A 13,863-nucleotide genomic window follows, 5' to 3' on the forward strand; every position below is an offset into this window, starting at 1 on the left:
TTTCTCCCTCGGTTTGGTCGCCTATTAGGATAAACTCTGTTTATGCTGATAGGGAGGAGGCTCAATGAGTATCAAACCGCTGTAGCCGGTCGCAAGCTCCCTGGGACAATAACACGTGGGCTCAGTCGCTTCGCTCCAAGTTTAGCCCACGTGTTATTGCCCCTAAGCGGGGCGTTATGTTTTTCTATGAAATTTGCATTATTACTTTTTTTAATTCTTAATCTCAGCGGATGTATCAGCACCATTGGCGACAACGTCGCTTATGTTACTGGAGAAGTTTCAGAGGAATGCACTCTTCGGTTCAAAAATGAACAAACCGAAAATCGTAATCACCAAACAAGAGTCATCAATGGAAAATTTGCTGCAGACTTTACCATTTCTCCTTCTCCCTCAGATTATGAGTTGTCAATTGAATGCCAGGGAAATACGATATTAAAACGGAATGTTAGTCTCCCAAACCAACAAAAAGAGCTTAATCTTGGGGTTATTTACAGTGCAAAAACATAACAAAACGCTTAAGTCGCAACCCGCTGCGCGGGCCGCTGGGACAAAAACACAGTGCGGCTTCACCATTTTCGCACTGTGCTTTTGCCCCTTAGCTTAGTGTTATGTGCTAAAAGGAAATTCATGCGGAAGTTCAACGAATCAGTAACTATCTTTGCTGCTGGTATTACTTTCTTAGATTTCTTTTACATACCATTCAAAACCGAAAATGGTCCTTTATCGCCATTCATTGTGCCCATTCTCTTGGGCATTCTTTTCTTAATTGCTTTTCTAACCTCAACTAAAGATATCCGCTTATCTTTAAATAAGATCGTAATGGGATATTGCTTGTACAGTGCTGGCTTCGTAGGTTTTATGGCACCAATTTTCACTTTGTTCAGTTGGGCATTTTCAGATAATGTAGAAACTGGTTCTGGACTAAGTAATTTTGGGTATGCGGTATTAATCCAAGTTGCCGCGGGCTTTACTTTCGCATTCTTTGGGTTCGTATCATACAAGCAGTATGTACGCTTATTGGCACGCACATAACAATCGCATAAACACTCGCTTCGCTCGCTGGGGACAAATACACGTAGGCTCCCCTCGCGTTGCTCGGTATTGTAGCCTACATATATTTGCCCGTTATGCGGGCGTTAGCCAAAAAGTAGAATCAGAGATATGGCAGGAATTTTTAGTTTTAAATGCTCTTGTTGTGGAAAGCAACATGAAGGTTCACCTAGTTTTGGGTTTAAAGCACCTGATCCTTGGTTGGAGCAGCCAGAGGAAATAAAGCAGGAAGGTAAAATCGGAGACGATCTTTGCTATTACACTGATGAAGACGGTACGCATTACTTTGCACGAGTGATAATTGAAATACCAATTCACGGAGTAACAGAGCCTTTCATGTGGGGCGTGTGGGTTTCGCTTAGCAAAGAAAGTTACGAGCACTACTTGGAAACATGGGACGAGCCAGACACTGAAAGGGCTTACTTTGGTTGGTTTTGTAGCAAATTACCTTACTACGAAAGCACACATTCGTTGGCTACCGACGTTCACCCGCAGGCTGATGGTGCTCGCCCATACCTTTGTTTGCACGAGGTGGATCATGAGTTGTACCACGATTTCGTAAACGGTATTAGTATCGAGAAAGCGCAAAAAATTGCTGAGGTCGCAATGCATGGCTAACAAGCGGCTGCACCTGACAAATTTTACTGTCACCTTTTTTGTTCCAAAAAAGTCGCCATCAAAATTTGCTCGGTGAGCCGGGCGTGAGGTGCATCTAGAGTCAGCATCAATTAAGGAGTCAAATTGATTAGGAAGATTGCCGCATTACTTAATTTAGTTATGCTAGTTACTTTCATTTTGCTTATATTTTTTGATGTGAGCGTTAAGGGAGTATTCAAAGTTCTTTTACCCGCTTTAGTTTTGATAACTCCTGTGGCAAACCTTTATGCTTTGGACTACTTGAGTAAGTCAAAGTTAAAGAGTGTTTTACTAAGTCGCAGATTTAAAAATTTCTCTATTTCTTTTCTAGTATTTGTAATCTTTAGCACTGCAATATTAATGACGCAGGGTAAAGATTCTGAAATTTATTTGGTTGCATTTTCAAACGTTATTGAAAAAGACGATACCTATGGCGGTGGCTTAAACCCAAAAAAAGTATATCTCTCAAAGCATATTTACCCAGAAATATTTTCTAGTGCAACTAGCGGTTCACTCCCAAAAGAAGCTGAGACAGCTATAAAAAGTTACTGTAGCGATAACGGAATAGAGTTAATCTTTTATGATAAAACAACTCCATTACAGTTCAATGAGCTTGGGGAGGTTGTTGGTGGCGGTGTTCGAGTTGAATTCGGAGAATTAACAAAGACATTTATTCTTTCGGAAGTTGATGCAAGTATATATATAGCCAACATGGCTTCGGGTGGCACTACGTATACACTTCACCGTTGGTTTGGTGGTTGGAAACTTTGGTCTTCCAAAATGGCGTGGATAAGTTAATGCACCTAACAAGTTACTCAAAAGGACGCAAAACGCTTGGCTTGTGCTCCTTCGTCGCTAATTTTAGCCAAGCATTTATGCGCCCATTAGTAAGGCGTTAAATGCTTAGTCAGTCCGCAAAAATGTCAGAATATCGCCTTTAAAATCTTTATCTAAATAATCGGTATGTTTTGGTTTAGAAAACGTTGACACAAAACCAAGTCCGAGTAGTTTCTTCGCTAATTTGTTTTTCCTGCCTCTGCCTGGATCTACGATTATCACCTCGCACTTTGGGTTTGAATGGTCCTGAATGAACCCCGCGAGTAATTCAACGTGCTCATCTTCATACAGTAGATCGCTGCCTATTATTAAGTCAAAGTGCCCTAAAGTATCCTCGCTATCTGCCCAGCCAGTTCTTTCAAAAGTTATTGCGTTGTCCCCATTAAGCTTAGTGTTTCTGTTTAAAAAGTGTTTTGACTCGGGGTGATAATCAGTTGCTGTTATATCTACATTCTTTTTATTGAGCAATAAACTACTTAGAGCGGTTCCACACCCAACTTCAAGAACTCGTTTTTCGCCAATATCATAGTTATTCATGTGATGCGCAAGTACTAAACTTGACGGCCAAATAATTCCAAAAATAGGCCAGGCGGCAGAAGAAATCCCCAGTTTTTCAGCAACCCCGTCCGGGTCGTAAAACTCTTGGTTGTTACGTAGAGTGCATAGGTGAATATCTATATTTCCAAACTCAATAGTTTGGTAGCATACGCGTAGATTTGTCATTTGGCTGCCTCAAAAGTGAGCGCTCAGCCAGTTATCAAGGATAAATGACAAAACGAAGGGCTAATTAGCTTACAGTGATTAGCTGGGAACGCAATGCATTTAACAAGTTGCTGCTAGGTACAAACCTACGCTGCGCTTCGGTTTGCCCCAGAGCAAGGCGTTAGGCGATCGGAATGTCTGGTTGTCGCCGACAAAAATGTAAATGTCGTTAATTTGTCGTGTTCATTCTTCTTTAAGACTGTCATAAATAGGCATCAAACAGCAAAGGGATAAGCATGAGTATTCAACAACGTCGATTAGCTAAAGGGTGGACTCAAGATGAACTTGCGCTTCATTCAGGTATAAGTGTTCGTACTATTCAAAGAGTCGAGAGTGGACAAAGTGTTGGTTCAGAAACTTTAAAATGTCTTGCTGCTGTTTTTGAAACATCAGTTAACAGTCTAATTCAGGAGCAGGATATGAATTCAGTTAAACATACAGAAAATACGGGCTCGGTAACACTTAACGAATCGGAGGAATCTGCAATTAAATATGGTCAATCATTACTTCAGACGCCTAAAAGAGGCGAATCTGATCCTTTAACTAGAATTGAGCGTGAAGCTATAGATTACGGGAAAAGTTTGCTCAGAAAGCTAAAACAGAAGTAGAGTCGCCTAACAAGCCAATCAAGGGGGACTGCTAACAGTTTGCTCGGTTCCACTTCGTTACACATTATAGCAAACTATTATCAGTCCCTTATTGGAGCGTTAGGTAAATACGTGAAAACAGCCAACGTAGTTCTTTTAAGCTTGCTTCTAATTGCTTGCGCAAATATAACAAAGGATTATTTCCCGGAATGGAAGGAGCTAGATCCATTTGAAAGAGAGTGGTTTTCAGAACAATTGCGTGCGGCTGGCGAAGACCCCGTAAAATTGCCGACTGAAAATGAAGTCTTTAGATTTACTTGGCTGCGTAGCTTCCATGCGCCAATAATCGTTCGAGTTAATTGCGATGAAAAATGTATTCTTAACGCAAAGCAGCTATCCGGCGCAGGTGGTTATTCGCCAGGTCGCGTGCAATTAGAAAACAGGCGCGTACTAACTGATAAAGAAATGAAAGAGCTTAAAGCTCTCGCCAACCGACTCGAAGGTTGGGTATATAAGCCTGACGAAGAAATTATCGGCATGGATGGCGCTCAATGGATCTTGGAGAGAGCAAAAGGCGATAATTATCAAGCCTGGAATCTTTGGAGTCCTGGTGGCGAGAAGGCTGCGGAAATTTATGTTGATATGTGTCTGTACATGCTAAATCTCACGAATTTCACCATGGAGAAAGGTTATGTGTACTAGGTGGGCTTCACTTAACTGTAGTGGTCAAGTATTTTTGGCCACGGTATTATGGGTTTTCCAGTAAATATCTTCCCGTTCGTTAGGCGGTAATCCACCGTTGTCTTAATATGCCACCATAAACATGTCGCCAAAGGAATATTTAGTGCAAATCATCAACTGTACGTTTGAAAAGCATGCGGAAGAAATTTTAGCAATACTGAATGACGCCATTCTAAATTCAACCGCGCTCTATGATTACAAGCCTCGTTCAATGGAAAATATGGCAAATTGGTTCAACGTTAAAAATGACAATCAATTTCCCGTAATAGGCATTATTGACGACGAGGAAAACCTGTTAGGTTTCGCAAGTTACGGCACGTTTCGGGCGTGGCCAGCGTATAAGTATTCAATTGAACATTCGGTTTATATTCATAAAAATGCCAGAGGTAAAGGGCTTGGGCGTACCTTGCTGGAACACTTAATTGCTTTAGCAGTGGAGCAGAATTACCACGTTATGATTGGCGGTATCGATATCACAAATACGGGTAGTATTGCGTTACACCAAAAATTGGGTTTTATTCACTCTGGCACAATCAAGCAAGCAGCATTTAAATTTGGCAAGTGGCTGGACCTTGGGTTTTATCAATTAACGTTGCCTACACCGCAAAACCCAATTGATGGCTAAAAAATAGCTCAGGAACTACACACAATAGCTTACGGTAAAGGAGGGTAACATGAAGCGAGTAACGGGGATCGGTGGCATTTTCTTCAAAGCGAAAGAGCCTGAAGCGCTTCGTGCCTGGTACCAAAAGCATCTTGGGGTTGATGTGCAGGTATGGGGTGGGGCTGCATTTAACTGGGCTGATGAACAAGGGGAGCCAGTTGGTGGCTCAACTATATGGTCTATTTTTGCGGCCGACAGTGACAAGTTTTCTCCTGGTGGTGCTTCCTTTATGGTTAATTATCGGGTTGAAAATCTTCATGGTCTTATAGCAGCATTGCGTGAAGAAGGCTGTGAGGTGCTTGATGAAACCGAAGACTCAGAGTTTGGTAAATTCGGTTGGGTTATCGATCCCGAGGGAAACAAAGTGGAGCTTTGGGAGCCTCCCCCGGGCCAATAAATCTAAATCAGGCGAGTGTGATCGCATCAATTGTCTTTAATGTTTGACCCTTTTAGATTGGTGTCATTGCCTGTTTTGGATTTTATTTCGCCGTCAATAATGATGGTATCTGCTTTGAGCGTGAGTATTTTTCCGGTGATGGTAATCTTATCGCTGTCTATTTCTAATTCACGCGCTTTCATATCAATTTGCGACCGGTGTACCTGAAGTTCCATTCCGATGGGTCGGGACGTTGACTGTATGGAAACGCCCTGAGCCAATTGGATACATTGATTATCAAGTTCCGTAAGCCTTTCATTTAATTTGTCCAGTTTGGCACGCATGTCATTGAGTGCCATTTTTAGCTGTTCTACCTCGGTACGATTGTCTGATACTGCGCTTGTTTCAAAACTGGTCAGAACGGTAACACTCAGGATGGTACAAAGTAGCAGAACGTATCTCATGATGAGGCGACTCCAATTAGGTTTTTAAACAGATCTATTTTTTGTTTAGTGGGATTTCCCCACGAGAGCGGCGCATCACCGGGTTGCATGCGCTGAAACATTCTTATTTTGCTGAGTCGTTCCGTAACATCGCTGGCGTTGGTGGAAGGATCGATAACGCTATTCCAAAGACGAACCATTTTTTCTACGCTGGCTGGACGAGCCCAGGGCCGGGTTGCAAAACTTACCGGGGGAGAAGGGGTTACGAAAATCATAACGGCATCACGTCGCTCTGTTGTAGAGCGTTCTTTAAAGAACATGCTGAGTACGGGTATGCTGCCGAGTACGGGTACTTCAGATGAAGTGGCATCCCGAACACTTTCAGATAGCCCCGATAGAACCAGTGTTTCACCAAAACGGATCTCGGCCGTTGCGTCTACAGCCTGCCTGAATGTTGATAGCACTTCCGCGAAGCTTCCTGCTGGATCAGTAGTAACAAAACTGCGGCCAACACCCACATTAACAACCACTGCGTCTTCCGTGATTTCAAGGGGCAGCACCTTCAGGTTAATGCCTATGTCGACTTGTTCGATTCTGCCTGCTTCAATGCCTCGTACGCCGATTTGCAATGTCCGTCCAACAAAAAACTCAGACGTTTGCCCCACCATGGCTGTCAGGGAAGGGCGCGCCGCTACCTGATAGTACTGACCAAATCGATTGAACAGATTCAGGTTCCAGTTAATCTGCGGCAATGTGAATCCTTCGCTGAATGTGGTTTGAGTGTCACGCGAACTTCCACCGTCCTGTTTTATTATGGTATGGCTACTTTGCGCGCCATATTGCAGGCGCAATCCGTCCAGTAAATTAATACCGATGCGATCGCGATGCGTGTTCTGACTAACAATAATGGTAACGTCTACCGATACCTGATTGGGGTTAACCTTCGGCTCTGACAAGTCCTTCGTTATTGGCGGTGCGGCGGTATGTTCGTCTATCGCTGCGGTTAGGCGCAATTGCTGCAAGCGTGGGGAAAGTTGTCGCGCCTCAGTTGGGTAGGTTTGTTGGTAACGCAGGGTAGCAGGCTGAACAGGCATTTCGTTGCCACTGGCGGCCTCGATTAGCGCTGATAAACGCAGGCCTGTTTCTGACGCAGGAGCGAGTTCGATCAGGCGGGCGGAGGCTACCTCTGCCAGGTTAATATCACCCAGTAAGTAGGCAGTCAGCGCGATGCCCTCAAACGCTTCTACACAACCGGGGTTTGCCATTGCTGCCCGGGCAAAAAAGTCCAGAGCGTCGTTTAAATTGCCGCGCTCGTAAGACAAATGGCCCGCCATTAACGCGGGAAACACATAAGTAGGACTCAGATTGAGTGCGGTTTCGTAGCCAACCAGCGCCATGTTCTGTCCATCCGGACCGGCATTAGGGTCGAGGTGCCAACTGTACGCGAGCAGCGCATGACGTTCTGCATCATTTGGACGCATAGCCGTGAGTTCCTCTAACCGCGGGCGCACCTGCTTATAACGTGCGGCAAGCAACTCGCGGTAAACAATCGACATGTCATTATCTGGCACCAGCACGGGTGTGCGCTGGGCTAGCTCTTCTGTATGGGTGCAACCAACAACAAATAACATAACGGCTGCCGATAACAGTACGGTCAGCAGGTTTTTAGTTTTAAATCGCCACATTGTCTGAAGCGTTATCGCACAAAACGTGCGGGGCGGTTTGATAAATACGAACAACATATGAAATTTTCCTAACGCCCAGATGATTCAGCATCGTCTACTGAACCCCTGGTTGAATGGGTAAAACAGGTAGCAAACATTCGCGGAACCCAAGGCGTGGGATGACAGCGCGTTTATCGCTGTCATCTCAATATCGTTAGCTGTTATTTAGTACGGTTACTGTTCGCTACGGGGTGGTAACCACCAGTGAAACAGAGAAGTTGGTGATTTTTGCTGAACCATGGGTTTCGGCAATAACCGCAATCGGCTTAACTGAAGCAGAATTAACCAGAGATACGTTATTTCGATAATTTTCCGCCCGACGACTGGTTGACCGGTACAGATTAAGATCAATGTTCTCTGATACACGTGCTCCGGTCACCAATTCCTCTGAATAGCCGGTCCATAACAATGGCGCAATTACAGTTATGTAAACATTGGCCTCGTTCATACTGGCATCCGCGTTGATCCCTGATGAACCCGCAACGCCTACAGCAAATCCATCCACATATAAATCAGCCTTCATCTTCAACTGAGCGGCCGTTGCCGTGTCCGGGATGTCGAAGTTTACCTTGCGCCAGGCATTATTTGTGCAACCACCGGCTACCGCTGCGATGCCTGCCAGCTCTAATTTGGAAGCGGTAAAGCTTGCCGAGCTACCCGCTGCTAAACCGCATGCGAGCTCTTTGCTGTTGGTAAAATCGCGCAGCGCTGTGGTTGTGGTTTTGGGCTCCGGCTTGTCGCTTGCTAGGGGCGGTAGCGTACTCACCGTTGCAGAGATAGTGAGATTGCTATTGAGCTTTAAATTAAATCCAGGCAATACCTCATTTAGCCTGCGGGTAAGGAGTGATAAATCAACGCCCGCCTGCTTTAATATCATTTCATAGCTCTTTTTGTTGTTGGCCTGAAACGTGTCGATGGCTTTCTTTTTACTTGCGCTGTCAGTGATTTTGGCAATTTTTGCGATTTGCGATTGCAGGCTTTCTTTGATGGCCGGGTTTTTGTTAAACGCCGCCATTAACTTTTTGTCTTCGGCATCCAGGATGTCCCTGACTTTTTCCATCGCTTCTTTACTGATATTGAGATCACTCCGCTGCTCAGTTAACCCAACGCTTGATACGTCGGAGGTTTGAAATTTCGGTTGTATTGAAGCCTGGGCAGGTGCCATTGCGCACAGAAGTGGAATAAGCGAAGTGGTTGCGAGCTTGATGAGTGATTTTGACAATATCATGGTCAGATCCTTTGTATACCTGTGTGTATATTTGTTTAAATTGGCGCATCTCATTCCGCCTTCAGTTGCATCTGCATTGAAGCGGCTTATTTACGTTAGAAGAAGCTGTCGTTACAGCGCAATATATGACGGGTAAAATCTATTTGAATGTATTTGAATTTTTTTGATTGAATTAAAAATCAATCAGTTATAGAGTTATTTGCCAAGCCAGTTGGGAGATGCTGTGGACGTTACCGGGTATAAATTTGGTCTTTTCAGGCTGGATATTCGCACAAAAACGTTGAGTCGCGATAATGTGGTTTTACCCGTAAGTGAACGCCAGTTCAAATTACTTAAGCTGCTATGCGAAGTTAGCCCTGAACCGCTGAGTAAAAAGCAGTTAACGGAAATGCTTTGGGACGATGTGGTGGTGAGTGACTGGTCGTTATTCCGGTTGATATCCGATACCCGTCAACTGCTCGGGGACAATGGCGACAGCCAGCAAATTATTCACACCGCGCATGGCATTGGCTTCTGGATGAGTAAGCCTGAAGTTATTTCGTTATCAGAACAAGACAATCAGGCTTCACATCAAAACGTTCAGCATGCAAAAGGGCTCTATTGGGTAGGGGCCGCAGCAATAATAATCGCTATTGTTGCAGTGATTTTGTGGCCTGTTTACCAGCACCAACAAATGCAGGCCGCCATTGCGCGGATTGCCGTTTATCAATCCAATACTTTTACGTCGTTCAACGCTCAGGTGTTAAGACGAAATGAACTTGCCGAAATGCTCCAGCATCGGCTTGGGGTAGCCCGAAATATGCAGTTTGAGAAGTTCTTTTCGCATTATTACAGTGAGATGAACCAGCAGGAGTTATTCGTTTTTAATCAGATCCGCGCTATTACCGAAACCGGTCTTTATCAGAATAATCAGGCTATTGTAAATGAATTGAATGAATATCCTGACATTCTGGAAGCCATCCCGTTAACGCACGAACTGCAACAACATCTCACATTCTGGTTAAACAAATACCACAGTGTTTTTACTCAGCGACCCGATATGTGTTTACTTTATGTTGGGGTAGAAGATGGCGTGCCTTATCCTTCTGGCGTTGACCAGAATGTAAAGACCTGGCTCGATAATCACCCGTAGCCTTAAGTAAATCTAATTTAATATGTCAGTTTGCTGCGGGGAACTTATTGTTCAGGGTGTATTAAATTGACCATACAATCAGGGAAGAACTATGTATTCGGGAAGTAATCGTTATTTATTGGCTGCGGCATTGTGTTGTTTTGCTGCGGCATTAGCGCATTTGGCCTGCATTATGATTGGCGGCGATGGGTATCGATTTCTTGGGGCAGGCGAGCAGATGGCACAAATGGCAGAGCAAGGACGTTGGTATCCAACCGTCATTACCTCGGTGATTGCCATGGTGCTGTTTATTTGGGGGCTGTATGCGTTGTCGGCAGCAGGGACTATTAAACGTTTACCGCTCACCAGGTTAGCGTTGGTATTGGTTAGCTGTGTATTTTTATTTCGCGGTATGTCCTTTGTTGCATTAATGCCGCTGTTTCCGGAAAACAGCTTGACCTTTTGGCTCGTTAGTTCAGCTATTTGTTTGTTTATTGGTGGTTTGTTTGCTTTTGGAATATGGCAGCAATGGGCAGTATTAGGTAGGAAAAATACCTGATAACACATTGTATAATTCGCAATAAGTACACCGGCAGTTGTGTTACGTTTTATGGCAATCGTTTAGTAGGAAGGAATCTTAAGATGGGTAAAGCCCGCATAGTGTTTTGTCTCGTTGTGTTAGGTATTGTCGGGTGCTCAACCAAGCCTTCCGGTGGCAAGAAATATGAGTCGAAGATCGAAATCTCTGCACAGGAAATGCGTGCGGCAAAGGAGCGTGTGGGTAACGATTCGATGTCGAATGTCGATCTTATCCTGTCAGTGCTTCAGGGCGTTCCTGCTTTTCCGTTGGGTACAAAAGCACAGGACATTATGACCGAGCTAACCAAAAGTGGATTTTCAATTACTCATGAAAGCCCCAATACATTGCTGGTGTATGGTAAGCATAACGCTCAGGGAAACGCCTATATCGAGAATGTTGATCAGTTCCGATATACCTTTGAGAATACGTTACTTGTTTCCGGACCAAATCGAGTACAAGCCGAAGCGAACAACGAATAGCGCTTTTCAGCACATTGTGTAGGAAGGGGGGTAATTGTGCCCTCTACCTGAATAATGTTTTAAAACAAATGGCATGCTGGTGACTTGCTGTAACTTCTTATTTTTTCTTTGTTTTTTAACGTTATTTAATGGTAATTATCACCAGTTTTTGGTCAAATTAACATTAACGTGTTTAGGCCAAATCACCTGCACACCACATTGCAAAGGGCTTTGGCATATTGGTTTAGAAATTGCTGATATTCAGGCGGTTATTATCATTTAAAGGAATAGAAAATGAAAAAATTACTCTCTGTTACGCTTTTGGTTGCGCTACTGGCGGTATTGTATTCTCAGTTTGTAGAGTTAGCGTATAAGTTTGGATTTGCCGAGCTTAAGATGGTAGCGGTACTTGAGAACACCGACAAAATGAAAGTGAAATGTGATGCATATGCGCTTGGCTTTTTTGACGAGATCAAACTCCAGAATAAATTCCAGAAGTGCATTAACGATTACGAAAAAGAGGGTTACAAGATAATTAGCCGCCACGACGCCTAATCTGTTCGCACGCCTTGCCGCATTAAAAATGCGCCAGGCGTGCAAATTAGTGGGAACAGGTATTTATATGGCCGGCTAAAGCCAGCCTTGCCGGATGGTATCAGTATTATTTTTTACACTGATTGTTAGTCGCGTTTTTATTCTCGGTTGGAACAGGATAACCATGATCACATTAAGGGATTTTGAATTAAGCGACGTTCAGCGTTTGGTCGAGATTTTAAATGACCGAGCCGTAACTGCTTTTCTTTCGACCAAAATACCCACTCCCTACACAAGAGAGGATGCACTCTGGTGGATAGAGGAAGGGAGTAAAGAAGAGCTGATTAAAGCCATTATCGTAAATGACAGGCTGGTTGGTTGCGTAGGTGTGCATCAGGGAAGCTTTGAGTATTCGCGATCGGGCGAAATAGGTTATTGGCTTGCCAGTGACTATTGGCGACAAGGCATTAGCTTAGCCGCCATTTTGCAACTTACTGAGCAGGTGTTTGCTAATACCGAAATTGTGCGTATTTTTGGCTGCGTATTTTCTGCTAATGAGGCGTCAAAGCAGTTGATGCTGAAAGCGGGGTTTCAGTTGGAAGCGGTATTAAAAAATGCCATTTGCAAACAAGAACAGTTTTACGATAGTTATGTGTTTGCTAAATTAAAACCTGCATAAAAGATAACCCGCTATAATCGAACGATTGGTCACAACCGAAGTCATAGATCTGCTTTATTGCTATTTACCAAGGACAGGGAATGTTCAGAACATGTTTAATCATTTCTCAGGTATTGCTTGCCGTTATCTATACGTCTGCCGGAGTAAGTAAGTTCCTGCATGGCTTTCCCGTTATTATTGGGCCGGTTTGGCTAATTGAAGAACTAAGCAAATATGGACTTGGGTTGTTCGGTTATTTGATTGCGGTTTCGCAGTTGGTTACCGGCCTGGTGTTGTTCTTTCCAATTTACCGGCTTATTGGCGCGCTCATGTTGTTGCCTATGCAACTTTGCATTACGGTGGTAACCATCTCATTGGGGTGGAGTGGCACGCCTTATATCAATCTTGTTTTGCTGGGAATGGTGTTGGCACTTATATACGATGAGCGCGAAAAACTGGCTAAACTGGTAGGTAGTCAGGCTGGATTTCGGCAACATAAGGTGGCATATGTGATGTCGTTTATTGGCTTTTGGAGTGCTGCCGCGTTGATGAAGTACGGCGCTTTGCTAATGAATGGCGCGTAGTGGTTTGGTTTTCTGAGTTTGCAAATAATAACAGGGTTGTATGAAACAAATAAAAACGAGAATAGTGCTGGTAAGCCTGGCTGTTTTGCTCACCGCTTGCAGTGCAACGCAAGTGATGTTGCCAAAGGGAACATCCGATACCAACCAGATCATTTCCCGCGCTGAGGCCACGCCCAAAGGTGTGCAGGGTGAATATGTATTGCAAATCAAAGCTGCGGCAAGCCAGGGGCAATTTGTTTATTTAAATACCGAATTAGACTATCGTGATCAGCGGGCGGTGTCGGTGAGTATTCATCCCGAATTAGTTGCGCAGTTAACCGAGAAATATGGCATGTCGCCCGAAGCTTTCTTTCTGAATAAAACGATAGCGGTAACCGGCAAAGCAAAGCGGGTTAAGATTGGGTTTTCCTCAGAGGGAGAGGAAAGTGGCAAGTATTTTTATCAAACCCGTATCAGGGTAATGGATATGTCGCAAATCAAAGTGATTGACGACAGCGTTTAATCAGTCAGGCCACACATGCCCTGCCTGCGAGCGTATTACCCGGCAAGAAGCTATTTTACAAGGAGCGATAAAATGCACAGGCAACCCAAGCTTACCCGAACGGCGTTGTTTCTTGGGGTGATGATTATGTTAAGTTTGCCAGTTGGGCTGATTAACCGGACGCTTGAATGGTATCAGGTGTGTATTATTGTGCCGGTAGCATTAGCGTTCTTGTACTATGGTTTTACCGGAATCGATGTTATTCAAGGCGTTTTCAACAAACTCAAAGGTAGTGCTGCCCGTTAATTCGCTAACATGTTCGCTAAAACGATTTGTTTCTTCCCGGTTTTCAAAGGGATTTAGTGGGCAGCGCAGCGCTTTAAGATGCGCAGCAGTTTGCGATTAGGGC

At 44.1% G+C, this 13,863-nt stretch carries 20 protein-coding genes; 16 read left to right on the plus strand and 4 right to left on the minus strand.

Going from position 1 to position 13,863, the window contains the following annotated elements; all coding sequences use genetic code 11:
* Positions 1-186 precede the first annotated feature (186 nt).
* From FJ444_RS05830 to FJ444_RS05845, 4 genes are all read left to right on the plus strand, one after another.
* Positions 187-507, plus strand: a complete 321-nt coding sequence (locus FJ444_RS05830; protein WP_140957003.1) for a hypothetical protein — start codon at positions 187-189, stop codon at positions 505-507.
* 120 nt (positions 508-627) lie between these two features.
* Positions 628-1,032: a hypothetical protein gene (locus tag FJ444_RS05835; RefSeq protein WP_140957004.1), complete on the plus strand. Its 405-nt coding sequence runs from the start codon at positions 628-630 to the stop codon at positions 1,030-1,032.
* Positions 1,033-1,161: 129 nt separating this feature from the next.
* Positions 1,162-1,668, plus strand: coding sequence for a DUF2199 domain-containing protein (locus tag FJ444_RS05840; RefSeq protein ID WP_140957005.1), 507 nt, complete (start codon positions 1,162-1,164; stop codon positions 1,666-1,668).
* Between the two features lie 123 nt (positions 1,669-1,791).
* Positions 1,792-2,484: a hypothetical protein gene (locus FJ444_RS05845; protein ID WP_140957006.1), complete on the plus strand. Its 693-nt coding sequence runs from the start codon at positions 1,792-1,794 to the stop codon at positions 2,482-2,484.
* Positions 2,485-2,589: 105 nt separating this feature from the next.
* Here the strand turns inward: FJ444_RS05845 and FJ444_RS05850 are convergent, their stop codons facing one another.
* The gene (locus FJ444_RS05850; protein WP_140957007.1) at positions 2,590-3,246 is read right to left on the minus strand and encodes a methyltransferase; all 657 of its coding nucleotides are present in this window, start codon (positions 3,244-3,246) and stop codon (positions 2,590-2,592) included.
* 275 nt (positions 3,247-3,521) lie between these two features.
* On the opposite strand from FJ444_RS05850, the gene FJ444_RS05855 reads away from it, so the two are divergent.
* The 4 genes from FJ444_RS05855 to FJ444_RS05870 all read left to right on the plus strand — a co-directional run bounded on the left by FJ444_RS05855 (position 3,522) and on the right by FJ444_RS05870 (position 5,674).
* Entirely contained in the window at positions 3,522-3,893 is a 372-nt protein-coding gene (locus FJ444_RS05855; protein WP_140957008.1) for a helix-turn-helix domain-containing protein, read from the plus strand.
* 111 nt (positions 3,894-4,004) lie between these two features.
* A complete protein-coding gene (locus FJ444_RS05860) occupies positions 4,005-4,574 on the plus strand; it encodes a hypothetical protein (protein ID WP_140957009.1) in 570 nt (189 codons plus the stop codon).
* Between the two features lie 142 nt (positions 4,575-4,716).
* The gene (locus FJ444_RS05865) at positions 4,717-5,238 is read left to right on the plus strand and encodes a GNAT family N-acetyltransferase (protein ID WP_219993878.1); all 522 of its coding nucleotides are present in this window, start codon (positions 4,717-4,719) and stop codon (positions 5,236-5,238) included.
* Positions 5,239-5,287: 49 nt separating this feature from the next.
* Entirely contained in the window at positions 5,288-5,674 is a 387-nt protein-coding gene (locus FJ444_RS05870; protein WP_140957011.1) for a VOC family protein, read from the plus strand.
* Between the two features lie 26 nt (positions 5,675-5,700).
* Here the strand turns inward: FJ444_RS05870 and FJ444_RS05875 are convergent, their stop codons facing one another.
* The 3 genes from FJ444_RS05875 to FJ444_RS05885 all read right to left on the minus strand — a co-directional run bounded on the left by FJ444_RS05875 (position 5,701) and on the right by FJ444_RS05885 (position 9,048).
* Complete coding sequence (locus FJ444_RS05875) at positions 5,701-6,117, minus strand: hypothetical protein (RefSeq protein ID WP_140957012.1); 417 nt, start codon at positions 6,115-6,117, stop codon at positions 5,701-5,703.
* A complete protein-coding gene (locus FJ444_RS05880; protein WP_140957013.1) occupies positions 6,114-7,838 on the minus strand; it encodes a secretion protein in 1,725 nt (574 codons plus the stop codon). The genes FJ444_RS05875 and FJ444_RS05880 overlap by 4 nt, the downstream gene beginning before the upstream one ends.
* A 166-nt stretch (positions 7,839-8,004) precedes the next feature.
* Entirely contained in the window at positions 8,005-9,048 is a 1,044-nt protein-coding gene (locus FJ444_RS05885; protein WP_140957014.1) for a hypothetical protein, read from the minus strand.
* A gap of 223 nt (positions 9,049-9,271) precedes the next feature.
* On the opposite strand from FJ444_RS05885, the gene FJ444_RS05890 reads away from it, so the two are divergent.
* The 8 genes from FJ444_RS05890 to FJ444_RS05925 all read left to right on the plus strand — a co-directional run bounded on the left by FJ444_RS05890 (position 9,272) and on the right by FJ444_RS05925 (position 13,760).
* Positions 9,272-10,180 (plus strand): winged helix-turn-helix domain-containing protein, encoded by a 909-nt coding sequence (locus FJ444_RS05890; protein ID WP_255439054.1) that lies wholly within the window; start codon positions 9,272-9,274, stop codon positions 10,178-10,180.
* A 91-nt stretch (positions 10,181-10,271) separates the two neighbouring features.
* On the plus strand, positions 10,272-10,718 hold the full coding sequence (locus tag FJ444_RS05895) for a hypothetical protein (protein ID WP_140957015.1): 447 nt from the start codon (positions 10,272-10,274) through the stop codon (positions 10,716-10,718).
* An 83-nt stretch (positions 10,719-10,801) separates the two neighbouring features.
* A complete protein-coding gene (locus FJ444_RS05900) occupies positions 10,802-11,218 on the plus strand; it encodes a hypothetical protein (protein ID WP_140957016.1) in 417 nt (138 codons plus the stop codon).
* 273 nt (positions 11,219-11,491) lie between these two features.
* Positions 11,492-11,752 (plus strand): hypothetical protein, encoded by a 261-nt coding sequence (locus tag FJ444_RS05905; RefSeq protein WP_140957017.1) that lies wholly within the window; start codon positions 11,492-11,494, stop codon positions 11,750-11,752.
* 163 nt (positions 11,753-11,915) lie between these two features.
* Positions 11,916-12,410 carry a GNAT family N-acetyltransferase gene (locus tag FJ444_RS05910; protein ID WP_140957018.1) on the plus strand — a complete coding sequence of 165 codons (495 nt, stop codon included), beginning with the start codon at positions 11,916-11,918 and terminating at the stop codon, positions 12,408-12,410.
* 80 nt (positions 12,411-12,490) lie between these two features.
* Entirely contained in the window at positions 12,491-12,973 is a 483-nt protein-coding gene (locus FJ444_RS05915) for a hypothetical protein (RefSeq protein WP_140957019.1), read from the plus strand.
* Positions 12,974-13,013: 40 nt separating this feature from the next.
* Positions 13,014-13,475 carry a hypothetical protein gene (locus FJ444_RS05920; RefSeq protein WP_181405083.1) on the plus strand — a complete coding sequence of 154 codons (462 nt, stop codon included), beginning with the start codon at positions 13,014-13,016 and terminating at the stop codon, positions 13,473-13,475.
* A gap of 72 nt (positions 13,476-13,547) precedes the next feature.
* Entirely contained in the window at positions 13,548-13,760 is a 213-nt protein-coding gene (locus FJ444_RS05925) for a hypothetical protein (protein WP_140957020.1), read from the plus strand.
* Positions 13,761-13,863 lie beyond the last annotated feature (103 nt).

It is taken from the genome of Aestuariibacter sp. GS-14 (genome assembly GCF_006494365.1).
GTDB classification, from domain to species: Bacteria; Pseudomonadota; Gammaproteobacteria; order Enterobacterales; family Alteromonadaceae; genus Alteromonas; species Alteromonas mangrovi.

What these genes read in the sequence shown, in the direction of transcription:
- FJ444_RS05905 (WP_140957017.1), top strand. Translation starts at nt 11,492, where the DNA reads ATGAAAAAATTACTCTCTGTTACGCTTTTGGTTGCGCTACTGGCGGTA.
- FJ444_RS05925 (WP_140957020.1), top strand. Translation starts at nt 13,548, where the DNA reads ATGCACAGGCAACCCAAGCTTACCCGAACGGCGTTGTTTCTTGGGGTG.
- FJ444_RS05870 (WP_140957011.1), top strand. Translation starts at nt 5,288, where the DNA reads ATGAAGCGAGTAACGGGGATCGGTGGCATTTTCTTCAAAGCGAAAGAG.
- FJ444_RS05885 (WP_140957014.1), bottom strand. Translation starts at nt 9,048, where the DNA reads ATGATATTGTCAAAATCACTCATCAAGCTCGCAACCACTTCGCTTATT.
- FJ444_RS05875 (WP_140957012.1), bottom strand. Translation starts at nt 6,117, where the DNA reads ATGAGATACGTTCTGCTACTTTGTACCATCCTGAGTGTTACCGTTCTG.
- FJ444_RS05920 (WP_181405083.1), top strand. Translation starts at nt 13,014, where the DNA reads ATGAAACAAATAAAAACGAGAATAGTGCTGGTAAGCCTGGCTGTTTTG.
- FJ444_RS05900 (WP_140957016.1), top strand. Translation starts at nt 10,802, where the DNA reads ATGGGTAAAGCCCGCATAGTGTTTTGTCTCGTTGTGTTAGGTATTGTC.
- FJ444_RS05915 (WP_140957019.1), top strand. Translation starts at nt 12,491, where the DNA reads ATGTTCAGAACATGTTTAATCATTTCTCAGGTATTGCTTGCCGTTATC.
- FJ444_RS05880 (WP_140957013.1), bottom strand. Translation starts at nt 7,838, where the DNA reads ATGTTGTTCGTATTTATCAAACCGCCCCGCACGTTTTGTGCGATAACG.
- FJ444_RS05910 (WP_140957018.1), top strand. Translation starts at nt 11,916, where the DNA reads ATGATCACATTAAGGGATTTTGAATTAAGCGACGTTCAGCGTTTGGTC.
- FJ444_RS05855 (WP_140957008.1), top strand. Translation starts at nt 3,522, where the DNA reads ATGAGTATTCAACAACGTCGATTAGCTAAAGGGTGGACTCAAGATGAA.
- FJ444_RS05895 (WP_140957015.1), top strand. Translation starts at nt 10,272, where the DNA reads ATGTATTCGGGAAGTAATCGTTATTTATTGGCTGCGGCATTGTGTTGT.
- FJ444_RS05835 (WP_140957004.1), top strand. Translation starts at nt 628, where the DNA reads ATGCGGAAGTTCAACGAATCAGTAACTATCTTTGCTGCTGGTATTACT.
- FJ444_RS05850 (WP_140957007.1), bottom strand. Translation starts at nt 3,246, where the DNA reads ATGACAAATCTACGCGTATGCTACCAAACTATTGAGTTTGGAAATATA.
- FJ444_RS05830 (WP_140957003.1), top strand. Translation starts at nt 187, where the DNA reads ATGAAATTTGCATTATTACTTTTTTTAATTCTTAATCTCAGCGGATGT.
- FJ444_RS05840 (WP_140957005.1), top strand. Translation starts at nt 1,162, where the DNA reads ATGGCAGGAATTTTTAGTTTTAAATGCTCTTGTTGTGGAAAGCAACAT.